This window comes from Streptomyces durmitorensis, assembly GCF_023498005.1.
In the GTDB taxonomy this organism is placed as follows: domain Bacteria; phylum Actinomycetota; class Actinomycetes; order Streptomycetales; family Streptomycetaceae; genus Streptomyces; species Streptomyces durmitorensis.
Genome location: NZ_CP097289.1, coordinates 1705413 through 1723177 on the forward strand (window position 1 = coordinate 1705413; position 17765 = coordinate 1723177).

Sequence of the window (17765 nt, forward strand, 5' to 3'; positions counted from 1 at the left end):
AGCATCCGCCGCGAAGCGGCGGAGCACTACTCGTACGACGTGCACACACCCAGCGCCGCGTCCCGGACGTCCGGGACGCGGTGGGCCCGTAGGCGGGCCAGCAGGTCCCGCCACGGAGCCGGCCAGTCCATCCGCTCCCCGAGGGATTCCACCGCCGCCACGGCGAAGAGACCGGACGCGTGGCCGCCCTCCTCGGCGAGGCGGCGCGCCACCGGCAGCAGCGGGGCCGTCTCCCCCTCCGCGTCAGCCAGGCGCGCCCCCAGCGTCGCCGCGGTCCGCACCGCGAGCGCGGGGCGCCCCTCGTGCAGCCCGGCGAGCCGCAACAGCGCCTCCCCCACCGCGGCGGGCCCGGCGTCCAGCGCCACCGCCCCGGCCAGCACCTCGGCGGCCTGCGGCACGAAATCCCCGTACCCGGCGAGCAGCCCGCCTGCCCGCAGGGCAGCGCCCCGGTACACCTCGCCCGCATCGGCCAGCGTCTGCGCCAGATACTCGATCCGCCGCCGCGCGGGCAGATCCCGGTCCGGTGACGTGACCCCATCGGCCCCCGCAAGCGCCGCGAGGGCCCCGCACAACGCCTCGTCCCCGCGCGGCGCGTTCGCCGCGGCCGTCACGAGCCCCCGCGCCGCCACCTGCCACGTCGACCGGCGGACGAGATCCGCCACCGCGTCCGCGAGCACCGAGGCCGCGTCCGGCGACCAAGGGGCCCACCGCGCGAGGGCGGCGAGCGCGAGGGCCGCGGCCTCGTCGTCCTCCGTGCCCACCGCCTCGCGCACGAGACGCGCGTACCGCTCCCGATGCCCCTGCGCCAGATCCAGCGGCCGCACCCGCAGCACAGCCGTCCGCAGCACCGCATCGCCCCCGGCCGCGTCCCGCAGCAGCCCCCACACCCGCTCCTCGCCGAGCAGCCCGCCCGCGAAGGCGACACACGCCGCCCGTACGTCGCGGTGGGCGTCCGGCGACTCGTAGGCGTCGCCGAGCAGCGCCGCCGCCTCGGACGCGGGCAGCCGCACAGCTGCGAGCCGCGCGGCCTCCTTGCGGCTCGTCACCTTCTTGCCGGGGCCGCACAGGACCTCCCGCAGCAGCACCGCGAGCCGGGACGGCGGGACATGCCGTGACGCCTGCGTCGCCGCGTACACCGCGACCCGCGCCCGCTCGCCTCCCGCGTGCGCGAGCAGCTCGGGCAGCGCGTCCCCGGGCCGCGCGATGTGGGCGAGCGCGCCGAGGGCCGCCTCGGCGAGCACGGTGTCGGGCGATCCGGTCCAGCGGCGGACGAGCTCCTCCCCCGCGCCGGGCACGGCCGCACCGCGCGCGATCGCCGCGGCGCGGTTCCACAGCGGAAGACCCGCGTCACCGGCGGCCTGCTCCAACTGCCGTGCCAGTGCCTCCTGTTGGCGAGGAAGCCAGCGGCTGATCTGCCAGGCGTAGGCGTCCACCGTCCACGGCGCGCCCTTGGTCAGGAACCGCCCGTACGGAGGTGTGCCGGACAGGAGTTGATCGAGCAGGTCCGTGCGGCGTGCGCACAGCAGGGAGCGGACCGGGACGAGCGCGCCCGCCGACGGCTCCTGTGCCAGGACACGGGCGACGCGTTCGTCGCGGGTCGCGGGCGGCTCGAGCCACAGGTCGATCGCCCTGGACACGGTCGCGTTGCTGCCGAACCGGATGGCCTGCCACAGGAGTTCCTGCAGCTCCGCCATGCCGGCGGCCCGGCGGCCGACCGCGCGGGCCAGCGCGAAGGCGAGGCTGTAGTCGGACTTCTCGGCTCCCGCCTCGATCCAGGGGCGCAGCGCGTCGAACACGTCGTGTTCCTGGCCGCGGCGCAGGGTGTGGTCCAGGCGCCCGAGGTCGGCGCCGCCGGTGTTGCCGGAGATCCGGACGAGCGTGCGCAGCGCCCAGTTCACCAACTCCCGCTGTCCGCCTGCCGCGTGCTCGCGCAGTACGGCGACGGCCAGGCGGCTGAGGCTGCCGCGGGTGCCGTGCGAGGAGTCGCGGGCCGCGACGGCGTCCACCGAGATCCGGTCCAGGAACGGTTCGGCGTCGGCACCGAAGAGGGCGGGCCGGGTCTCGGCGAGCGCGGACAGGGCGGCGGCCCGCACCGGGTCCTGCTCGTTCGCGAGCCGGGTCATCTCTTCGAGGACAGCGGTGACTTGGGCCGGTTCGCCGGAGCGTGCGGCGTTGCGGACGAGCAGCGGCCACGCCTCGGCGCGGTCGTCGGCGGCGGGCCGCCGGGTCGCCGCCACCAGACGGTCGCGCACCTGCGCGCACGGCAGGAAGGACTCGGCGAGCAGCACGGAACTCCACTGCCCGCCACGCTCCTTGACCCGCTCGGCCGTCCGCCGCGCCTCGTCGGCCACGGCGCTGCGGGGCAGCGCGTCCAGGACGGCCCCGTCGACGGTGCCGAACCCCGCGCCGCGCCCCTCGACGGCCCGCGCGTGCACGGCGGCACGCTCAGCGGGCGCGTGCGCGAGCATCAGCCGGGCGAGTTCGGCGGAGTCGTCGGCGACGGGAGTTCGGGAGCGCCCGAGCGGGCGAGCTTGTACAGCACGGACGGGGTGAGCGCACCGCTGCGCCGCAGCGGCCACCCCCAGGTCCCGCACAGGATCGTCAGGACCCGCCCCGGTGCCGCGTCGGCCAACACACCTAGACGAAAACGGAGTTGATGGGGAAACACGCTGGGCGCGAACCGGTCGAGCAGGTCGAGCACCCGGACCGGCTCCGACTCCGTGGCCGCCGCGACGCCCGCCGCGTACCGCTGCCACCACCCGTCCCGCAGCGCATCGGGCAGCGCGCCGAGCTCGCGCGCCGCCACGTCGAGCAGCGCGTCCGCGTGCCGCCTCGCCAACGGCCGCCACCCGCGCACGGAATGGAAGAGCTCCGGCAGCAGCCGCCGCACGACCGGCTCGGAGCAGCCAGGCAGCAGCCTGGCCGCCTCCACGTCGCCCCACTCGCGCCGCAGCGGGCCGATGACGCGGTCGGCGAGTGCGGTGCGGCGCCCGGCGACGATCGCACGCAGCAACTGCCGCCGCACCGCCTCGGGAGCGTCGTGGAGCGCGGCCTCGAACGCGGCGTCCGGCACCCCGTGGCTCCGCGCGGCCCGCAGGGCGTGGCCGCGCACGAAGGGGTCGGGGTCGGCGAGCCGGGCCGCGGTCCACTCGGTGTCCCCGCCGGCGCAGGCCAGCACGACGGCCACCCCGCGCTCGTACGGGCCGCCGCTCTCCAGCTCCTCCAGGACGGTGCGCAGCGCGCCGCGCCCCGCGAAGTCCCGGGCACTCTCGGCGATCTCCCGCATCCGCCGGGGATACGGCAGGGGGTCGAGATCGGAGAGCAGATAGCGGGCGGCGGTCTTCTCGGGCAGAGCCATGCGCGGATTCTGCCCGGCGGTACCGGCTCGGGGACAGCGGATTACCGAGCTGCCGAGAAGAGGATCACCGAGGGGGCGGGGCGGCTGGATTCGAACCAGCGTGTTCCGGTTTTGGAGACCGACGCGACAGCCTCTGCGCTACGACCCCGCCCTTGGGCCGGATCCTATCCTCCGGCTTCGGGCCGGGAGCCACGGGCGGCCCGGATGGGCACCACGCCGCGCAAGGGGCGCGGTGAACTGCGCGACCCGCCCCCACCGGCGCCCGCGGTCGCTCACGTCCCCGGGGCCACACCGCCCCGGCAGCGGGGCACGGCACGCCCCCGGGGCACGCCCTGGAACGGCCCGCCGTCCGCAGGGCCGTTCACCACTCCGCCTCCCGGTAGTCCTTGAGGAAGACCCCCGAGACCGGCGCGCCCGCCTCGCCCCGCACGATCGGGTCGTAGATCCGGGCCGCGCCGTCCACCACGTCGAGGGGCGTGCGGAAGCCCGCGCCCGCGATGCGGTCCTTCTTGGGGGCGGGGTTCTCGTCGGTGATCCAGCCGGTGTCGACGGCGCACATGTGCACGCCCTGCTCGGCGAGTTCGGCCGCGCTCGTGCGCGTGAGCATGTTCAGGGCGGCCTTGGCCATGTTCGTGTGCGGATGCCCGGCCGTCTTGTTGCGCACGGCGAACCGGCCTTCGACCGCCGTGACGTTCACGATGTACGTGCGGGGGCGAGGCGAGGCGAGCAGCAGCGGCAGCAGCCGGTCGCAGAGCAGGGCCGGTGCCAGCGAGTTGACCAGCTGGGTCTCCAGGACCTCGGCCGGGTCGAGGCCGCCGAGCCGGGCGGACCAGGAGTTCTCCGGCGACGCGTCGCGCAGCAGGCCCGCCTCATCGGCCGTGGGCAGGGCATCGGGCTCGGTATCGATATCGGCATCGGCATCGATGTCGGGCAGGACCATGGCGAGCGCGCCCCGCGTCACCGTGGAGCCGTCCGGCGTCCGCATCGGCCGGAAGCCGGGCGCGCCGCGGGCCCCGGCGGGCAGTTCCGCCCGCTCCCCCGCCGCGAGAGCCGCGTACGACTCGGGCGGCCTGCGGACCGTCTGCGCCGCGTTGTTGACCAGGATGTCCAGCGGCTCGGCCTCCCGGCGCAACTCCTCGCACAGGCCTAGCACTTGGCGCGGGTCACGCAGGTCGACAGCGAGCACCGTGAGCCGGTCGAGCCACTTCTCGCTGCCCCGCACCGCACGGAAGCGCCGCTCCGTGTCGTGCGGGAAGCGGCTGGTGACCAGGAGTTCGGCGCCGTCGCGCAGCATCATCAGGGCCAGCTGGAAGCCGATCTTCACGCGGCCCCCGGTGAGCAGCGCACGGCGCCCGCTCAGATCGGTCCCCAGCTCGCGCCGGGTGCGGTTGTCGGCTGCGCAGCCGGGACAGAGCCGGTGGTAGAAGGAGTCGACCTGTCGATACGACGCCTTGCAGACATAGCAGGGCCTGGCCCGCCGGAAGACCCCGGCGCTACCGGCTGCACCAGCCCCGTCGGCGACCAGCGGCGCGTCCTCACGGCGGTCGCCGGCCCCGGTGGCGGTGGCGGCCATCACGGCGGCGTCGGCGGCGGAGAGTTCGGCCCCGCGCGCCTTGCGTCTGCGCAGCCGTCCGTCCCGGGCGAAGGAAGCGGCGACCTGCTCGGCACGGAGCCGCACCGGGTCGTCGACCGGCAGCTCGCGGAGCCTGCCGATCACGTCGTGGAAGGCCGCGAGGTCCGCCTCGCTGATCCCGCCGCTCTCACTCATCCGTCCCGCCCCGCCCGTGCCGTCCGCTCGTGGTCCCGGCCGGATTCGAACCGGCGTATCCGCCATGTCATGGCGGCGAGTCTGCCTCTGCTCTACAGGACCCCGCACCCGCGCCGACCAGGAGTGTTCGGTCCGCGCGCGCCCCCGGATCGTAGCCGCGCCACTGCCGCCGTGCCGAATCGATTTACGACCGCCCGCCCCGGTGCAACGGTGGGCAGCGGGGGTGGAACCCATGGCACAGACCCATGAATGGATGTTCTACGAGGTCATGTGGCGCGGCTGGGCGGGGCGGGCCCGCGTGCCCTATCCCGTTCCGTGGTGGGCGCAGGCCGCCTTCCGGCGCTGGAGCGACGACTTCGACTCGGGAACGTACGAATCCAAGGAGGCCGCCTTCGCCTCCAACGCCCTGTACCGCTACTGGCACATGGTGGGCGTCAAGGACCACCGGCAGGAGTCCCTGATCGGGCAGGCGGGCGAGATCGAGCCCGTCTACGACAAGTACTGCCTGTCCTTCTTCCTCTACTCACCGTCGACCGGCGCCCTGCGGCTGCCGCAGCTGACGGACGCCGGGACCCTCGGCCAGCGCATGGAGGCGCCCCATCTGCCGGTGGTCCTGACGACGTTCCGCACCGCTGACGGCACCGAGTTCGTGCAGCGGACCTTCGGTACGGCCGTCGGCCCCCGGCAGCGGGACCTCGTCCTGACCCGTCTGACGGTGGGCAGCGCGACCGGGCAGCCGCGCGAGGGCTGGCTGTGCGCGGCCGTCATGCCCGCGGGGCCGAGCGGCTTCCAGCGGCACGACCGCAACGGCCGCCAGATCACGGACCGGCGCCTGACGTTCCTGCGCCATCTGCCCGACGAGGGCCGGGTGGAGACCAACAGCGGGTGGGGGCCGGTGTTCGACACGCCTCCCGAGCAGTACGGCGTGTACGGCAACCCGGACTTCAGTGACGAACCGGATTCCTATCTGAGCCGCAACCCGTTCCACGACCTGGTCATGGGCGGCAAGCTGAACGGCGCGACGCAGGCCCAGGACCAGATCGCGGGTCTGTGCAGCGCGGCGTTCGCCTGGCCCTACCGGGTCGCGGACGACGAGCTGTTCGAGCTCGACGTCCGCCTGCCGGTCGACCTCTACAGCGGCGCCGCCGACCTCGCGGAGATCAAGGCCACTCCGGCCGCGGCTCTGGAGGAGGCCAACCGCCTGTTCTGGACGGGCAAGCTGATCGCGCAGGGCGTGCAGCCCGAACTGCCGCAGCCCGTGGCGCACTTGGCGGACCGGTTCCGGCAGTGCCGCTCGCAGCTCCTGATCCTCTCCGACCACGGCGAGATCCATCCGGGCCCGACGGTGTACGACTCCTTCTGGATCCGTGACTCGTCCGTCGAGGCCACGGCGTGCTCGCTGGTCGGCGACGCGGCCCTGGCCGAACGGCAGTTGGGCACGCACTATCCGCTGAAGTTCAACCGCGGCTCGGGCCGGATCGGGCCGTGTGCCGAGTACGGCTTCTACGGCGGGCCGCACGAGAAAAACGACCGCGAGTGGGACAGCAACGGCCAGGCGCTGTGGGCGATCGGCCGCTTCGACCGGACACACGGCCGGTCCACCGCGTTCGGGGCCAAGCTCTACACGCCGTACGTCATCGACGGCGCCCGGTGGCTGCGCGACAACCGCGACCAGTACGGCCTGCTGCACAGCGGCTGGAGCGCCGAGCACCTCGGCGAGCGCGACAAGCCGCACTACTGGGACGACCTGTGGGGCCTGGCCGGTCTGTACGAGGCCGCGCGGCTCGCGGAGCGGATCGGCTCCCCCGACGTGCCCGAACTCTGGGGCTCCTTCGACGACTTGAAGCGGGCCACGGCGGCATCGGTGCGCTGGGTCCTTGCGGAGCAGCAGAGGCGCGGCGCCTGGGAGACGTACATCCCGACCGGGCCCGGTGACGTCGGCCGGCTCGACTCGACGATGATCGGCACGGCGGCGTTCTTCCACCCGCTGCGGCTGCACATGGGCAGCAAGCTGGGCGAGGACATCGACCGGGCGGCCCGCTGGACGCTCGACACGATGTACGCGCACTTCGTGACCGGCGGCTACCGGCACGAGGCGGCCTGGAACACCTACGGCCCCTACCTCACGACGCAGTTGGCGCACGCGTATCTCCTGGCGGGCGACGCCGCACGGATGGACACGCTGCTCGGCTGGATCGTGGGCGCGTCGATGCCCCGGACCGAGGAGCGGGCGGTGGCGCTCGGCGCGTGGAACGAGCAGCACGCCTTCCCCATCGCGTCCGACTACCGCGAAGTCCCCTCCCGCCACTGGTACATGGGGGACATCCCGCACGGCTGGGCGGCGGCCGAGTATCTGCTCCTGATCCGCGACATCCTCTTCTTCGAGGCGGACGAGGACAGGGACCCGCACCTCTACATCGCTCCGGGCATACGCCCCCACTGGGTGCCGGACGGTGCGTCGGTGGCCGTGGACGACGCACCGAACCTGTTCGGGGCGCCCTTCGGCTACCGCCTCACCCATGACGCGGGCCGGCGGAAGGTCACCGTGGACATCACGCGGGCGCCGGAGCGCGTGCGGTACGTCTATCCGTGCCGGTTCGGCCCGGTGCGCGCGGTCATGGCGGACGGCCGCGATCTGACGGTGACGGGGGACGACGTGCACATACCGGCGGGGACGAGGAGGTTCACGGTCACGTACGCCTGAGGCTGAGCCGTTCCTTCTCCGAGAGCCCGCCCCAGACGCCGAACCGCTCGTCATGGGCCAGGGCGTACTCGAGGCACGCCGGGCGCATCTCGCAGAGCTGGCAGATGTACTTGGCCTCGCGCACCGAGCTGCCCGGTTCGGGGAAGAAGAACTCGGATCCCGTCTGGGCGCACAGGGCCTGCTCCCAGGCGACTTCCGGCTCGGCTGTCATGTGGATCTGCATGCCGTCGATGCTGGCAGGGGGTGCGAAACAAGGGATCAACGAACGATCAACGCCATGACATGGGCTGTTTCGCCTCCTGTTTCGGCCTCCTCCTGCTTGCCCGCGGGGGAACGCGGCGAAACGCTCACGGGCGGGTTCCCGTGCCGAACGGGACGCGCGCCTCCGTCCCGTCCGGCACCTTCCGCCCTCAGCTTCCGCCCGGTGCCTCCGGCTGCATGAGCGCGAACCGCGCCCCGGAGGGATCGGCGAGCTTGGCGAAGCTGCCGACGCCCGCGAGGTCCATGCGCGGCACCCGGACCGTGCCCCCGGCAGGCTCGACCTTGGCGAGCACGGCGTCCATGTCCGTCACCTGGAAGTACGGAGTCCAGTACGGCCCGGCCTTGGCTTCCTCCTGGGCGTCGGACAGCGGCCACAGGCCGCCGAACATGTCGTCCTCGGTGCCGCCCGCGGGGTGCACCATCGTGTAGGAACCGCCCTCGAAGGCCTGGGTGGAGGTCCCCCAGTCGAACACCGCTCCATAGAACTCCTGGGCCGCCTTGATGTCCGGGGTGTAGAGCTCGGTCCAGCACATGCTGTTCGGGGCGTCGACCAGGTCGAGGCCCTTGTTCGTGCCCGGCTGCCAGACGGCGAAGCCGACCCCCTGGGCATCATTGAAGACCGCCATGCGACCGAGGTCACCGACGTCCATGGCCTCGTACACCGTGCTGCCGCCGGCCTGCTCGACCGCCTTGGCCGTCGCGTCGGCGTCCGGTGTCTTGAAGTAGAGCGTCCAGGACGGAGGGGACTGATCGGCGGTGACCGTCATCGCTCCCGCCACGGTCTTGCCGTCCGCCTGATACATGCCATAGCCACCGAATTCCGCGCCACCCGGCAGGAACCGCCACCCGAAGAGATCGCCGTAGAAGGCATGGGCGCCTTCAAGATCCGGAGTGCCGAGGTCCACCCACGTCGGGGCACCCACGGCATAACGGGTTTTGAGCATGATCGACTCCTTTGTCGCATCTCTCTTCCCTTTCTCCGAGTCTGACACCCGGCACTGACAGTGCGCGCATGCTGCCACCTTGTGAAGGAAACAAGATTCTGAGAGCGCTCTCAGTCACAACTCTTGACGGTCGAATGGGCCGAAGCGACAGTGGTCGCACCACAAGGCCGGCCACCCCCACAGCCACCCACGGCCGCACGACATCCCCCCACACACATCCCGGGAGACCTTCCGTGATATCGCGTCGAGTGTTCCTGTCCACTGCCGCCGGAGCCGCCGGAGCCCTCACCTACCCCGTCTGGGGAAGCGCCCTCAGCCCCGGCGCCAAGGCAGCACCCGCGACCTGTGAACTCGCCCTCCAGAACAAGTCGTTGCCCGGCCAGGTGCACGCCTACGTCACCGGACACGAGCAGGGCACCGACCGCTGGGTCCTGCTGAAGCCGGACGGCGGCGTCTACCGCCCCGATTCGCCGTCGGCCCCGCAGACCCCGCTGCCCGTCGACTGCGCGATCCCGCTCGGCGCGGCGGGCTCCGCACCGAAAGTACTGACGCTCCCTCAAATGTTCGGCGCACGCGTCTACTTCGTACGGGACGACAAGCTGGACTTCTTCCTCAACCCGGGCCCGTCGCTGGTCGAGCCCGCGTTCGCGACCAAGGAGGACGCCAACTACGGGCGCACGTGGTCGTTCTGCGAATTCACCTTCAACAGCTCGCAGTTGTACGCCAACATCAGCTACGTGGACCTCGTCACGGCCCTCCCCATCGGCCTGACCCTGGAGGGGGACGCCACGCACACGGTGGCACCGCTGCCGGACGGCGCCGTCGACAAGATCGCCTCCGACCTCGCAGCCCAGGGGGAGAAGGACGGGCAGCCCTGGGGTGATCTGGTGATCCGCGGCGACGGCGGCGACGTACTCCGCGTCATCTCGCCGCAGAACCTCATGGCCCCGTACTTCGACCGCCCGAACGAGATGCCGTTCCGGGACGTGTGGAACAGCTACATCGACCAGGCGTGGGAGAAGTACCGGAGCACCGACCTGAAGATCGACCTGCAGGGCGGCCGTGGCGTGTTCACGGGCCGGGTCAGCGGCGACACGCTGACGTTCAACGGCGGGCACACGTTCTCGAAACCGACCTCGAAGGACATCTTCACCTGCAACCACGGCCCCTTCACGAACAACCCCGGCGACGCCGACGACAAGAAGGGCCTGCTGGCGCGGCTCGCGGCGGGCTTCAACCGGAGCATCATGCTGACGCACGCGGAGCAGCCGAACGGGGCGGGTGCCGGTGACTACTACAAGGGTGACGTGACCAACCACTGGGCCCGGGTCGTGCACGCGAACTCGCCCATCGGATACGCCTTCCCGTACGACGACGTCCGGCCGGACGGTGAGCCCGATGTGTCCGGGGCCGCGCACGACGGGAATCCGCGGCGGTTCACGGTGAGTGTCGGGGCCTAGCGGCCCCGGCGGGGGCCTCCCGCACGTTTCCACCACGCATACCGCCCCGTCGCGCGCTGGTCGCGACGGGGCGGTGTGGCGTTGTGGCGTTGTGGCGTTGTGGCGTGCCTACTGGCAGTTGTTGCCCGCGGCCGGGTTGAGGAGGCCGACGACGTTCAGGCTGTTGCCGCAGGCGTTGATGGGAACGTCGACGGGAACCTGCAGGAGGTTGCCGCTGAGGACGCCCGGCGAGTTCTGGGCCGTGCCCTCGGCGTAGGCGCCGGGGCCGGGGTCGGCGACGGCGGAACCGGCCCCGCCGATGACGGTGACCGCGGCGAAGGCCGCTGCTGCCAGGATCGCGCACTTGCGCATGGTGTTACCTCCGGATGAGGGGAAGTGCTGAAGCGAGCCTCACCCGGGCGCGACGCGGCAAAAACGCCGGTGGACCGTGCGGGGTAACGAGGGCACCCGTTCGTGGGATGTCGGCCCTCTGGAGCCCCCTGGAGCCCCGCGTCCCTGGCCTCGTGGCCTCGTGGCCTCGTGGCCGCCGGGCAGGGATCGGGACCGGGAAGGCACGGCCCCCTACGCCGACTCCCTCCGCACCAGCTCCGTCGGCAGGACCACGCTCTGTGTCGGCAGCTCGCCCCGCGCCAGCAGCATCCTCGCCATCAGCCGGCCCATCTCCTCGATGTCCTGACGCACCGTCGTCAGTGGCGGGTCCACCTGCTCGGCGACCGGCAGCATGTCGTCGAAGCCCACCACCGCGACGTCGTCCGGCACCCGCTTCCCCCGCTCGCGGAGCACCCGGAGGGCCCCCAGCGCCGACAGGTCGTTGCCGGCGAAGACCGCGTCCACCTCAGGGACGCGGTCCAGGAGCTCGCGCATCGCGCGCTCGCCGCCCGCCGGGGTGAAGTCGCCCTGCGCGACGAACCTCTCCCCCGCCTCCGGCAGGACGTCGCGGAAGCCGTCGAGGCGGTCCACCGCCGACGTCTGGTCGAGCGCGCCGGTGATGTGCGCGATGCGGGTGCGGCCCAGCGAGACCAGGTGGCGCACCGCGTCCCGCGCACCGCCGCGGTTGTCGCAGTCGACGTACGGAGACGTCACCGTCCCCTCCGGCCACCCAGGGCGGCCGCCGAACACCGTCGGCACGCCCGCGCCCTGAATGATGCCGGGCAGCGGATCGTCCAGGTGCAGCGAGAAGACGAGGGCGCCGTCCACATGGCCACCCGCCAGATAGCGGCCGACCCGCTCGTGGTCGTCACGCCCCTCCGTCAGGAGCAGCACCAGCTGAACGTCACGCGACGTCAACTCCTTGCTGATGCCCCGGAGTTGCCGGGCGAAGAACGGGTCGGCGAACACCCGCGTCTCCGGTTCGGCGATCACCACGGCGACCGCGTCGTGGCGGCGGGTCACCAGACTGCGGGCGGCGCGGTTCGGCACGTAGCCGAGCTCGTCGACCGCCTGCCTGACCTTCTCGGCGAGCACCTCGCGTACGCCCGCGTCGCCGTTGACGACGCGGGAGACCGTGGCCCGGGAGACTCCGGCCCGCGCGGCCACGGCCTCCAGGGTGGGGCGTGGGGCGGCGCTCGGCGGCTCGGTCACGTGGGGCTCCTCGGGGCAGCTTGCGAGTGTGCGCCGGTCAGGATACGACCGGCGGGCAGGGCGGGGAGATTCCCCGCCCGCTTCACCTGCGCGCGTCCGCCCTGATCAGCTCGGCCGCCTTCTCCGCGAGGGCCACCGTGGGCGCGTGCGTGTGGCCCCGCGTGATCCGCGGCATGACCGAGGCGTCCACGACCCGCAGCGCGGTCACGCCGCGCACCCGCAGCGCCGGATCGGTGACCGAGGCCTCGTCGCTGCCCATCCGGCAGGTGCCGACCGGGTGGTAGAGCGTCTCGGACGCCCCGCGGACCGTCCGGGCCAGGCTCGCGTCGTCGACCGTGCCCGGATGCGGCGCCAGCGGGTCCGCCGCGTACGGGGCGAGAGCGGGGCCAGCCAGGAGTTCCTCGGCACGGCGCACCCCGGCGACCAGGGTGCGGATGTCGGCCTCCGCCGTCAGATAGCCGGGGTCGATGAGGGGCGCGGAGCCCACCCCCGGGCCCCTCGGCGTGATCCGGCCCTCGCTCTCCGGCTGGAGCAGCACCACGCCGATGGTGATGCCGTGTTCGGTGGGCGGGGTGAGGCCGTGGTTGACGAAGGGGACAGGTGCGTAGATCAACTCGATGTCGGGAGCGGTGAGTTCGGGCCGGGTCTTGATGAAGGCGACGGCCTCGGCGACGTTCGACGTGAGCGGTCCGCGCCCGCCGAGCAGGAAGCGGCCGATGTTGGCGAGGGAGTCCGCGCCGGTCAGCGTGATGGGCCGCGGGCAGGTCATGGTGATCGCGTAGGCGAGATGGTCCTGGAGGTGGCGGCCCACGCCCGGCGACTCGACGCGTGTCTCGATGCCCGCCTTCGACAGGTCGTCCGGGTCGCCGACGCCGGAGGCCTGAAGGAGCTGCGGGGAGCCGATGGCACCCGCGCTGAGGATCACCTCGCGGCGGGCTATCAGCTTCCCGGGCACGCCGTCGGCGATGACGCCCGCCACGCGCGTCCCGTCGAACTCCAGCCTGCGGACGCGGGCTTCGGTGAGGACGTGCAGGTTGCGGCGGCGCCTCGCGGGTTTCAGATAGCCGTCCGCGGCGCTCCAGCGGCGGCCGCGGCGCTGGTTGACCGGGGTGAGCGCGAAGCCGCCGTGGTCGGGCTCGTTCAGTTCGGTCAGCTCGCGCAGGCCCGCGTCGCGGCAGGCGTCGAGGAACGCGGTGGTGGTCGGGTTGAGGGCGCGGGGCGGGGAGATCCAGAGCGGCCCGTCGCTGCCGTAGACGCTGTCCGTGCCTGCCGCGCCCGCCCCGGCCGCACCGCCCGTCCACCGCTCCGCGCGCCGGAAGTAGCGCTCGAAGGCGTCGTAGGACCACTCGGGCCCCGCGGCCTCGCCCCAGGCGTCGTAGTCGTCGCGGTGGCCGCGCACCCACATCATGGCGTTGATCGAGGACGATCCGCCCAGCGTGTGACCGCGCGGCCAGTACAGTTCGCGGCCGTCGAGCGCGGCCTGCTTCACGGTGGAGTAGTTCCAGTCGTAAGGCGTCTTGAACAGCTTCGGGAAGGCCGCCGGGATGCGGATCTCGGGCTTCCGGTCGCGTGGCCCCGACTCGACGAGCGCCACCCGTGTCGCGGGATCCTCGGAGAGCCGGGCGGCGAGGACGCATCCCGCGGAACCGGCACCGACGATGACGTAGTCGTACACGCTGTCCTTGCTCAACTCTGCTCCCTTGAATGGCAGTTCGCGGAGGTGCTCACAGGGGACGTACGGGTGTGGCGCGCGGATGAAACGCATGGATGATCCGTACAAGGAGTACACCCAACGTGGACCTCTGGGTAAAGGGATGGCGCCTGGAACGGCGTGTCCTACAAGATCTCCACATGACGACCAGAAAGGCCGATGCCGAGCACGGAACGCAGCCGACCGCGCCGCCCCACACGCAACCGGGGACGCGGAACACACCGCTCACCCCGTACGCACGTCTGCCGCGCCGCCACCACGACCGCCACATCGCGCACAGCACCGTCGACGCCTTCGGACAGGCCCACTGGCTTCTCGCCGCGCGCGAGCCGCTCCCCGGACGTGGCGCGATGAAGCCGTACGACGCGGTGGTCGTCACCGTCGACGCCGACGGCAGGGACCATGCGACGGAGCTGAACGCCGTGCGGGCACGGTATCCACGGATCGACGCGCTGCCCGACGGGGGCTTCGTCGTGGCGGACGCCCGCAGCCGCAGGTCCGAGCAGCATGTGCAGGTCTTCGACGCGCTCGGGCGCGAGTCGTGGTCCTTCCGTGTCGGGGACGCCATAGAGGACCTTCTGGCCGATCAGGCGGGCCGGTTGTGGGTCGGCCACTTCGACGAAGGGGTCTTCGGCGACGACGAGCTCAGCCATCCGGGCCTGCGGTGCTGGAGCGCCGAGGGTGATCCGCTGTGGACGTACGAGGCGGAGGAGGGCGCGAGTCAGATCTACGACTGCTACGCGCTCAACGTGACCGACGAATCCGTCTGGGTCTGCGCCTACAGCGACTTCACCCTCCTGGAGGTCCGCCCCGGCCGGGCGGTGCGCCGGCGCGCCAACGACCTGGAGGGAGCGACGGCCCTTGCCGTGCACGAGGGGCGGGTCACCTTCCTCGGCGGGTACGGAGACGACCGTGACCGGCTCGTGGACGCCGAGGTCGGGCACCAGGACGTCCGGCCCTACGCCTCCGGACGGCTCGTCGGGGCCGACGGCGGTCCGCTTCGGGCCCGCAGGACGGTCAGCCGCGGCCCGCGCATCTACGTACAGGAGGAGCCGTACACCGCCTGGACGGTCCTGGACATCAGCGTGCCCGGCGTGTGACGCGATGTGCGACGCGACGGCGGGGAAGCCCCAGGTCATCCCTGGTGGCCCGACCCGCATCCGGCCCTCGGAGCACGGCACCTAGGCTGTCGGGATGTTCGAGAAGCGGAGAGCGCGCAAGCAGGCGGAACTTCAGGAGAAGCTGGCCGCCGAGCTGCGGGATCCCGACGCGGAGGTCCGGCGGAAGGCGGCGGTCTCCGCCGCCACGACCGGCGACCTCGACTGGGCGCTGCGCGAGCTGACGCGGGCCGTGGAGCGCGAGCCGTGGACCGAGGAGTTCTCCTCGACCGTGGCGGAGAGCCTCGCCGCCGTGCTCCGCCGCGACCCGACGGTGCGCGAGCGCACGGAGCGCGTCTTCGCGCTGCACCTGGACGACCCCGAAGGCCTCGTGCGCGCCTGGACCGAGCTGACGGAGGAGCTCGGCGGCGGCCCTGCCGTGCGGGACGTCGACGGCGACCTGCGCGACGAGTTGCGAGCGCGCCTCCCCGACCTGCGCGACAGGGGCTGGACGGCGGAGGGAATCGCCGGCGTCGGCCGGCCGGACAGCTTCGCGCGCGAGCTGGCCTTCGACGTCGCGGTCATCGTGACCTCCCTCGCGATGCGCAGGAACACACCGGTACCGGACGACGAGGCGGACCAGGTCCGCGCCGAGATGCGCGCGGCGCTCAAGAAGGCCCTGCCCCACGCCCCGGGAAGCGACGAACGGACCGAGATCCTGGTCCCGTTGACGCGGATACCGGCGGTGGAGGAATGGACGGACCGCGCACGTGCGGGCCTGCGCGCCGACGAGGCACTGGCCCTGTGCACGAGCGGGGAGCGTGACCTGGCGACGCTGGGCACGGAGACCCTGGCCAAGATCCTCTTCCGCGAGGTCGTCCGGCGTGACCGGGTGCGCGAGACACTCGACCGCCTCGTCGCCCAGGGCGAGCAGGAGGAACAAGGAGAGCAGGGGGAGCACGGGCCACACGGCACCCAGGACTCCTTCCTCCTGAGTCAGATCCTGGCCTGCTACAGCCACCTTCACGTGCCGTTCCCCCTGGACGACCCGCCGCTCGGCCTCTTCCTGGACGGGCTGCGTCACCCCGACCCCATGGTCCGCGCCGGTGCCGCCGAGAGTCTCGACCCGATCGTGACGGGCTCCCCCGTGGAGGGCCGTGCCGTCGAAGGTCTCGTCGGCCTCCTCGAGCACGACCCCGAGACCGACGTCCGCCGGCACGCCGCCATCGCGCTGAGGTGGCTCAAGTGCGGCGAGGAACACCACGCGGGCATCGCCGCCGACGCGCTGGCCCGCCAGGCGGACTCGCCCGACCCGGAGATCCGCGCGCACAGCATCGCCGACGCCCTTCGACGGGGCGCCCCGGACGCGTACGACCGGCTGCTGTCCGCGCTCGAATCCCCGGACGCACACTGGCAGTTGCTGTCGGGTCTCCTGAACGTCCCCCTCGGCTCCGGATTCGTCCTGCCCTCACGCTCCGTGCGCAAGGCGCTCATCGAACGCCTCGAAGCACTGCGCGCCACGGGCTGGGCCGAGCGGGACGTGGCCGTCGAGTTCCCGAATGCGGACGACCGGGCGGAGCTGCTCGCCGCCCTCCTGGAGACCCTGAACGACCTCTAGCCGTGCCCCTCGTGGCCCTCGTGACCGGACGCCTCGGACTCCCCGTCGGCTCCCGACTCCTTGGACTCCTTCGACGCACCTGAGTCCGCGGACTTCTTCGCGGCACCGGAAGCATGATGCGGCTCGTAGTCCGGGATCGTCCCGTCCGCCTTCTTCACCAGGAAGTACCCCGCCATCCCCATGTCGGAGTGGCTCTGCACATGGCAGTGGTACATCCAGGCGCCCGCGCCCACCCCCTCCCCCGCGATGACCTGGAAGCCGAACGAGTCGCCGGGTCCGGTGATCTTGTCGTCGAGGATCTGGCTCGGGTCCTCGGGGCCGGTCAGGAGGCCCGTGCGGTTGTCCGCCCAGCGGTGACCGTGGACGTGGAACGTGTGGTAGTACTCGCCGTGCGTGATCGAGACGAACTCGACCCGATCACCCACCGTGGCCTCGAAGTTGGGGCTGTCGTGACCCGCCTTGTTGTTGATCGTCATGTCGTTGAAGACGATCGTGAAGGTCTTGTCCGGCAGCAGATCGCCCTTGCGGCGCACGATCAGCGCGCCGTAGAGCCCCTTGCGCACGCCGCCCGTCCCGTGATCGGTGCCGACGACGTGGTCGTGGTAGTGCCAGTAGCCCGCCGTGCCCGGCCGCCAGGTGCCGTCCTTGCGGCGGCCCGGCGCGTGCGTGCGCCAGGTGTAGGTCCGCTTGCCGCCCGGCTCGACGTGGCTCTTGGTGTGTCGGGTGCCGTCGCTGGATATCTCGTAGTCCATGCCGTGGACGTGCAGGCTGGCGTCGACGTCCATGGTGTTCTCGAACTCGATGTGCAGGGTGTCGCCCTCGTTCAGCTCGATGAGCGGGCCGGGGATGGACGCCTTGCCCTTCTCCAGGCCGTAGCCCATCTGCCCGTCCGCCAGCTTCTCGGCGTACATCTTGATGCGGCGCACCTCGCCGCCGGCCGGCGCTGTCTTCGGCCCTTCGGCCGTGCTCGCCTCGGGCGCGGCGGCTAGCGACAACGATGTCACCCCGGCCGTCGCGACGGCCCCGCCCACGAGCATCCGCCGGTTGAAGCTGCGTCGGTCCATGCCGAACTCCCCACTGCGGTACGGAGACTGACGGGGCACAGGTGGCCCCCGAGACGGCCACACGGTACTGGGGGGATCTTCGTTTATCCACACGCAGGACAAAGTTCGCGGTATTCCGGTGTTACCTATTGGCGAGTGGCGAAAAGAGGTCTAGCTTCATCCGCGCCTGTTGCTGTGACCGACGAGGGGTGGGTGTACT

The 17765-nt window shown here is 72.2% G+C and carries 13 protein-coding genes and 2 tRNA genes; 4 read left to right on the forward strand and 11 right to left on the reverse strand.

What is annotated here, in order from left to right; genetic code table 11:
• Nucleotides 1–26: 26 nt before the first annotated feature.
• From M4V62_RS07895 to M4V62_RS07915, 5 genes are all read right to left on the reverse strand, one after another.
• Nucleotides 27–2468, reverse strand: a complete 2442-nt coding sequence (locus M4V62_RS07895) for a hypothetical protein (RefSeq protein WP_249586514.1) — start codon at nt 2466–2468, stop codon at nt 27–29.
• Nucleotides 2468–3358, reverse strand: coding sequence for a hypothetical protein (locus tag M4V62_RS07900; protein WP_249586515.1), 891 nt, complete (start codon nt 3356–3358; stop codon nt 2468–2470). The genes M4V62_RS07895 and M4V62_RS07900 overlap by 1 nt, the downstream gene beginning before the upstream one ends.
• Before the next feature lie 74 nt (nt 3359–3432).
• A tRNA-Trp gene (locus M4V62_RS07905) sits at nt 3433–3508 on the reverse strand.
• A 211-nt stretch (nt 3509–3719) separates the two neighbouring features.
• Entirely contained in the window at nt 3720–5126 is a 1407-nt protein-coding gene (locus tag M4V62_RS07910) for an SDR family NAD(P)-dependent oxidoreductase (RefSeq protein ID WP_249586516.1), read from the reverse strand.
• Nucleotides 5127–5156: 30 nt separating this feature from the next.
• Nucleotides 5157–5228, reverse strand: a tRNA-Val gene (locus M4V62_RS07915).
• A gap of 130 nt (nt 5229–5358) precedes the next feature.
• Here M4V62_RS07915 and M4V62_RS07920 point away from each other — a divergent pair.
• Nucleotides 5359–7830, forward strand: a complete 2472-nt coding sequence (locus M4V62_RS07920; protein WP_249586517.1) for a hypothetical protein — start codon at nt 5359–5361, stop codon at nt 7828–7830.
• On the opposite strand, the gene M4V62_RS07925 is transcribed toward M4V62_RS07920, so the two are convergent.
• Complete coding sequence (locus tag M4V62_RS07925) at nt 7817–8053, reverse strand: WhiB family transcriptional regulator (RefSeq protein WP_249586518.1); 237 nt, start codon at nt 8051–8053, stop codon at nt 7817–7819. The genes M4V62_RS07920 and M4V62_RS07925 overlap by 14 nt on opposite strands.
• 187 nt (nt 8054–8240) lie before the next feature.
• Nucleotides 8241–9035 (reverse strand): VOC family protein, encoded by a 795-nt coding sequence (locus M4V62_RS07930; RefSeq protein ID WP_249586519.1) that lies wholly within the window; start codon nt 9033–9035, stop codon nt 8241–8243.
• 233 nt (nt 9036–9268) lie between these two features.
• Between M4V62_RS07930 and M4V62_RS07935 the strand changes: the two genes are divergently transcribed.
• Nucleotides 9269–10495 (forward strand): glycoside hydrolase family 64 protein, encoded by a 1227-nt coding sequence (locus M4V62_RS07935; RefSeq protein ID WP_249586520.1) that lies wholly within the window; start codon nt 9269–9271, stop codon nt 10493–10495.
• A 108-nt stretch (nt 10496–10603) separates the two neighbouring features.
• On the opposite strand, the gene M4V62_RS07940 is transcribed toward M4V62_RS07935, so the two are convergent.
• The 3 genes from M4V62_RS07940 to M4V62_RS07950 all read right to left on the reverse strand — a co-directional run bounded on the left by M4V62_RS07940 (nt 10604) and on the right by M4V62_RS07950 (nt 13766).
• Nucleotides 10604–10846 (reverse strand): chaplin, encoded by a 243-nt coding sequence (locus tag M4V62_RS07940; RefSeq protein ID WP_249586521.1) that lies wholly within the window; start codon nt 10844–10846, stop codon nt 10604–10606.
• A gap of 210 nt (nt 10847–11056) precedes the next feature.
• On the reverse strand, nt 11057–12076 hold the full coding sequence (locus tag M4V62_RS07945) for a LacI family DNA-binding transcriptional regulator (RefSeq protein WP_249586522.1): 1020 nt from the start codon (nt 12074–12076) through the stop codon (nt 11057–11059).
• A gap of 82 nt (nt 12077–12158) precedes the next feature.
• Nucleotides 12159–13766 carry a GMC family oxidoreductase gene (locus tag M4V62_RS07950; RefSeq protein WP_249586523.1) on the reverse strand — a complete coding sequence of 536 codons (1608 nt, stop codon included), beginning with the start codon at nt 13764–13766 and terminating at the stop codon, nt 12159–12161.
• Nucleotides 13767–13927: 161 nt separating this feature from the next.
• Between M4V62_RS07950 and M4V62_RS07955 the strand changes: the two genes are divergently transcribed.
• A complete protein-coding gene (locus M4V62_RS07955; protein ID WP_249586524.1) occupies nt 13928–14887 on the forward strand; it encodes a hypothetical protein in 960 nt (319 codons plus the stop codon).
• A gap of 94 nt (nt 14888–14981) precedes the next feature.
• Entirely contained in the window at nt 14982–16502 is a 1521-nt protein-coding gene (locus M4V62_RS07960) for a HEAT repeat domain-containing protein (RefSeq protein ID WP_249586525.1), read from the forward strand.
• Here M4V62_RS07960 and M4V62_RS07965 read toward each other — a convergent pair.
• The gene (locus M4V62_RS07965) at nt 16499–17566 is read right to left on the reverse strand and encodes a multicopper oxidase domain-containing protein (protein ID WP_249586526.1); all 1068 of its coding nucleotides are present in this window, start codon (nt 17564–17566) and stop codon (nt 16499–16501) included. The two genes, M4V62_RS07960 and M4V62_RS07965, sit on opposite strands and share 4 nt — an antisense overlap.
• Nucleotides 17567–17765: the final 199 nt, after the last annotated feature.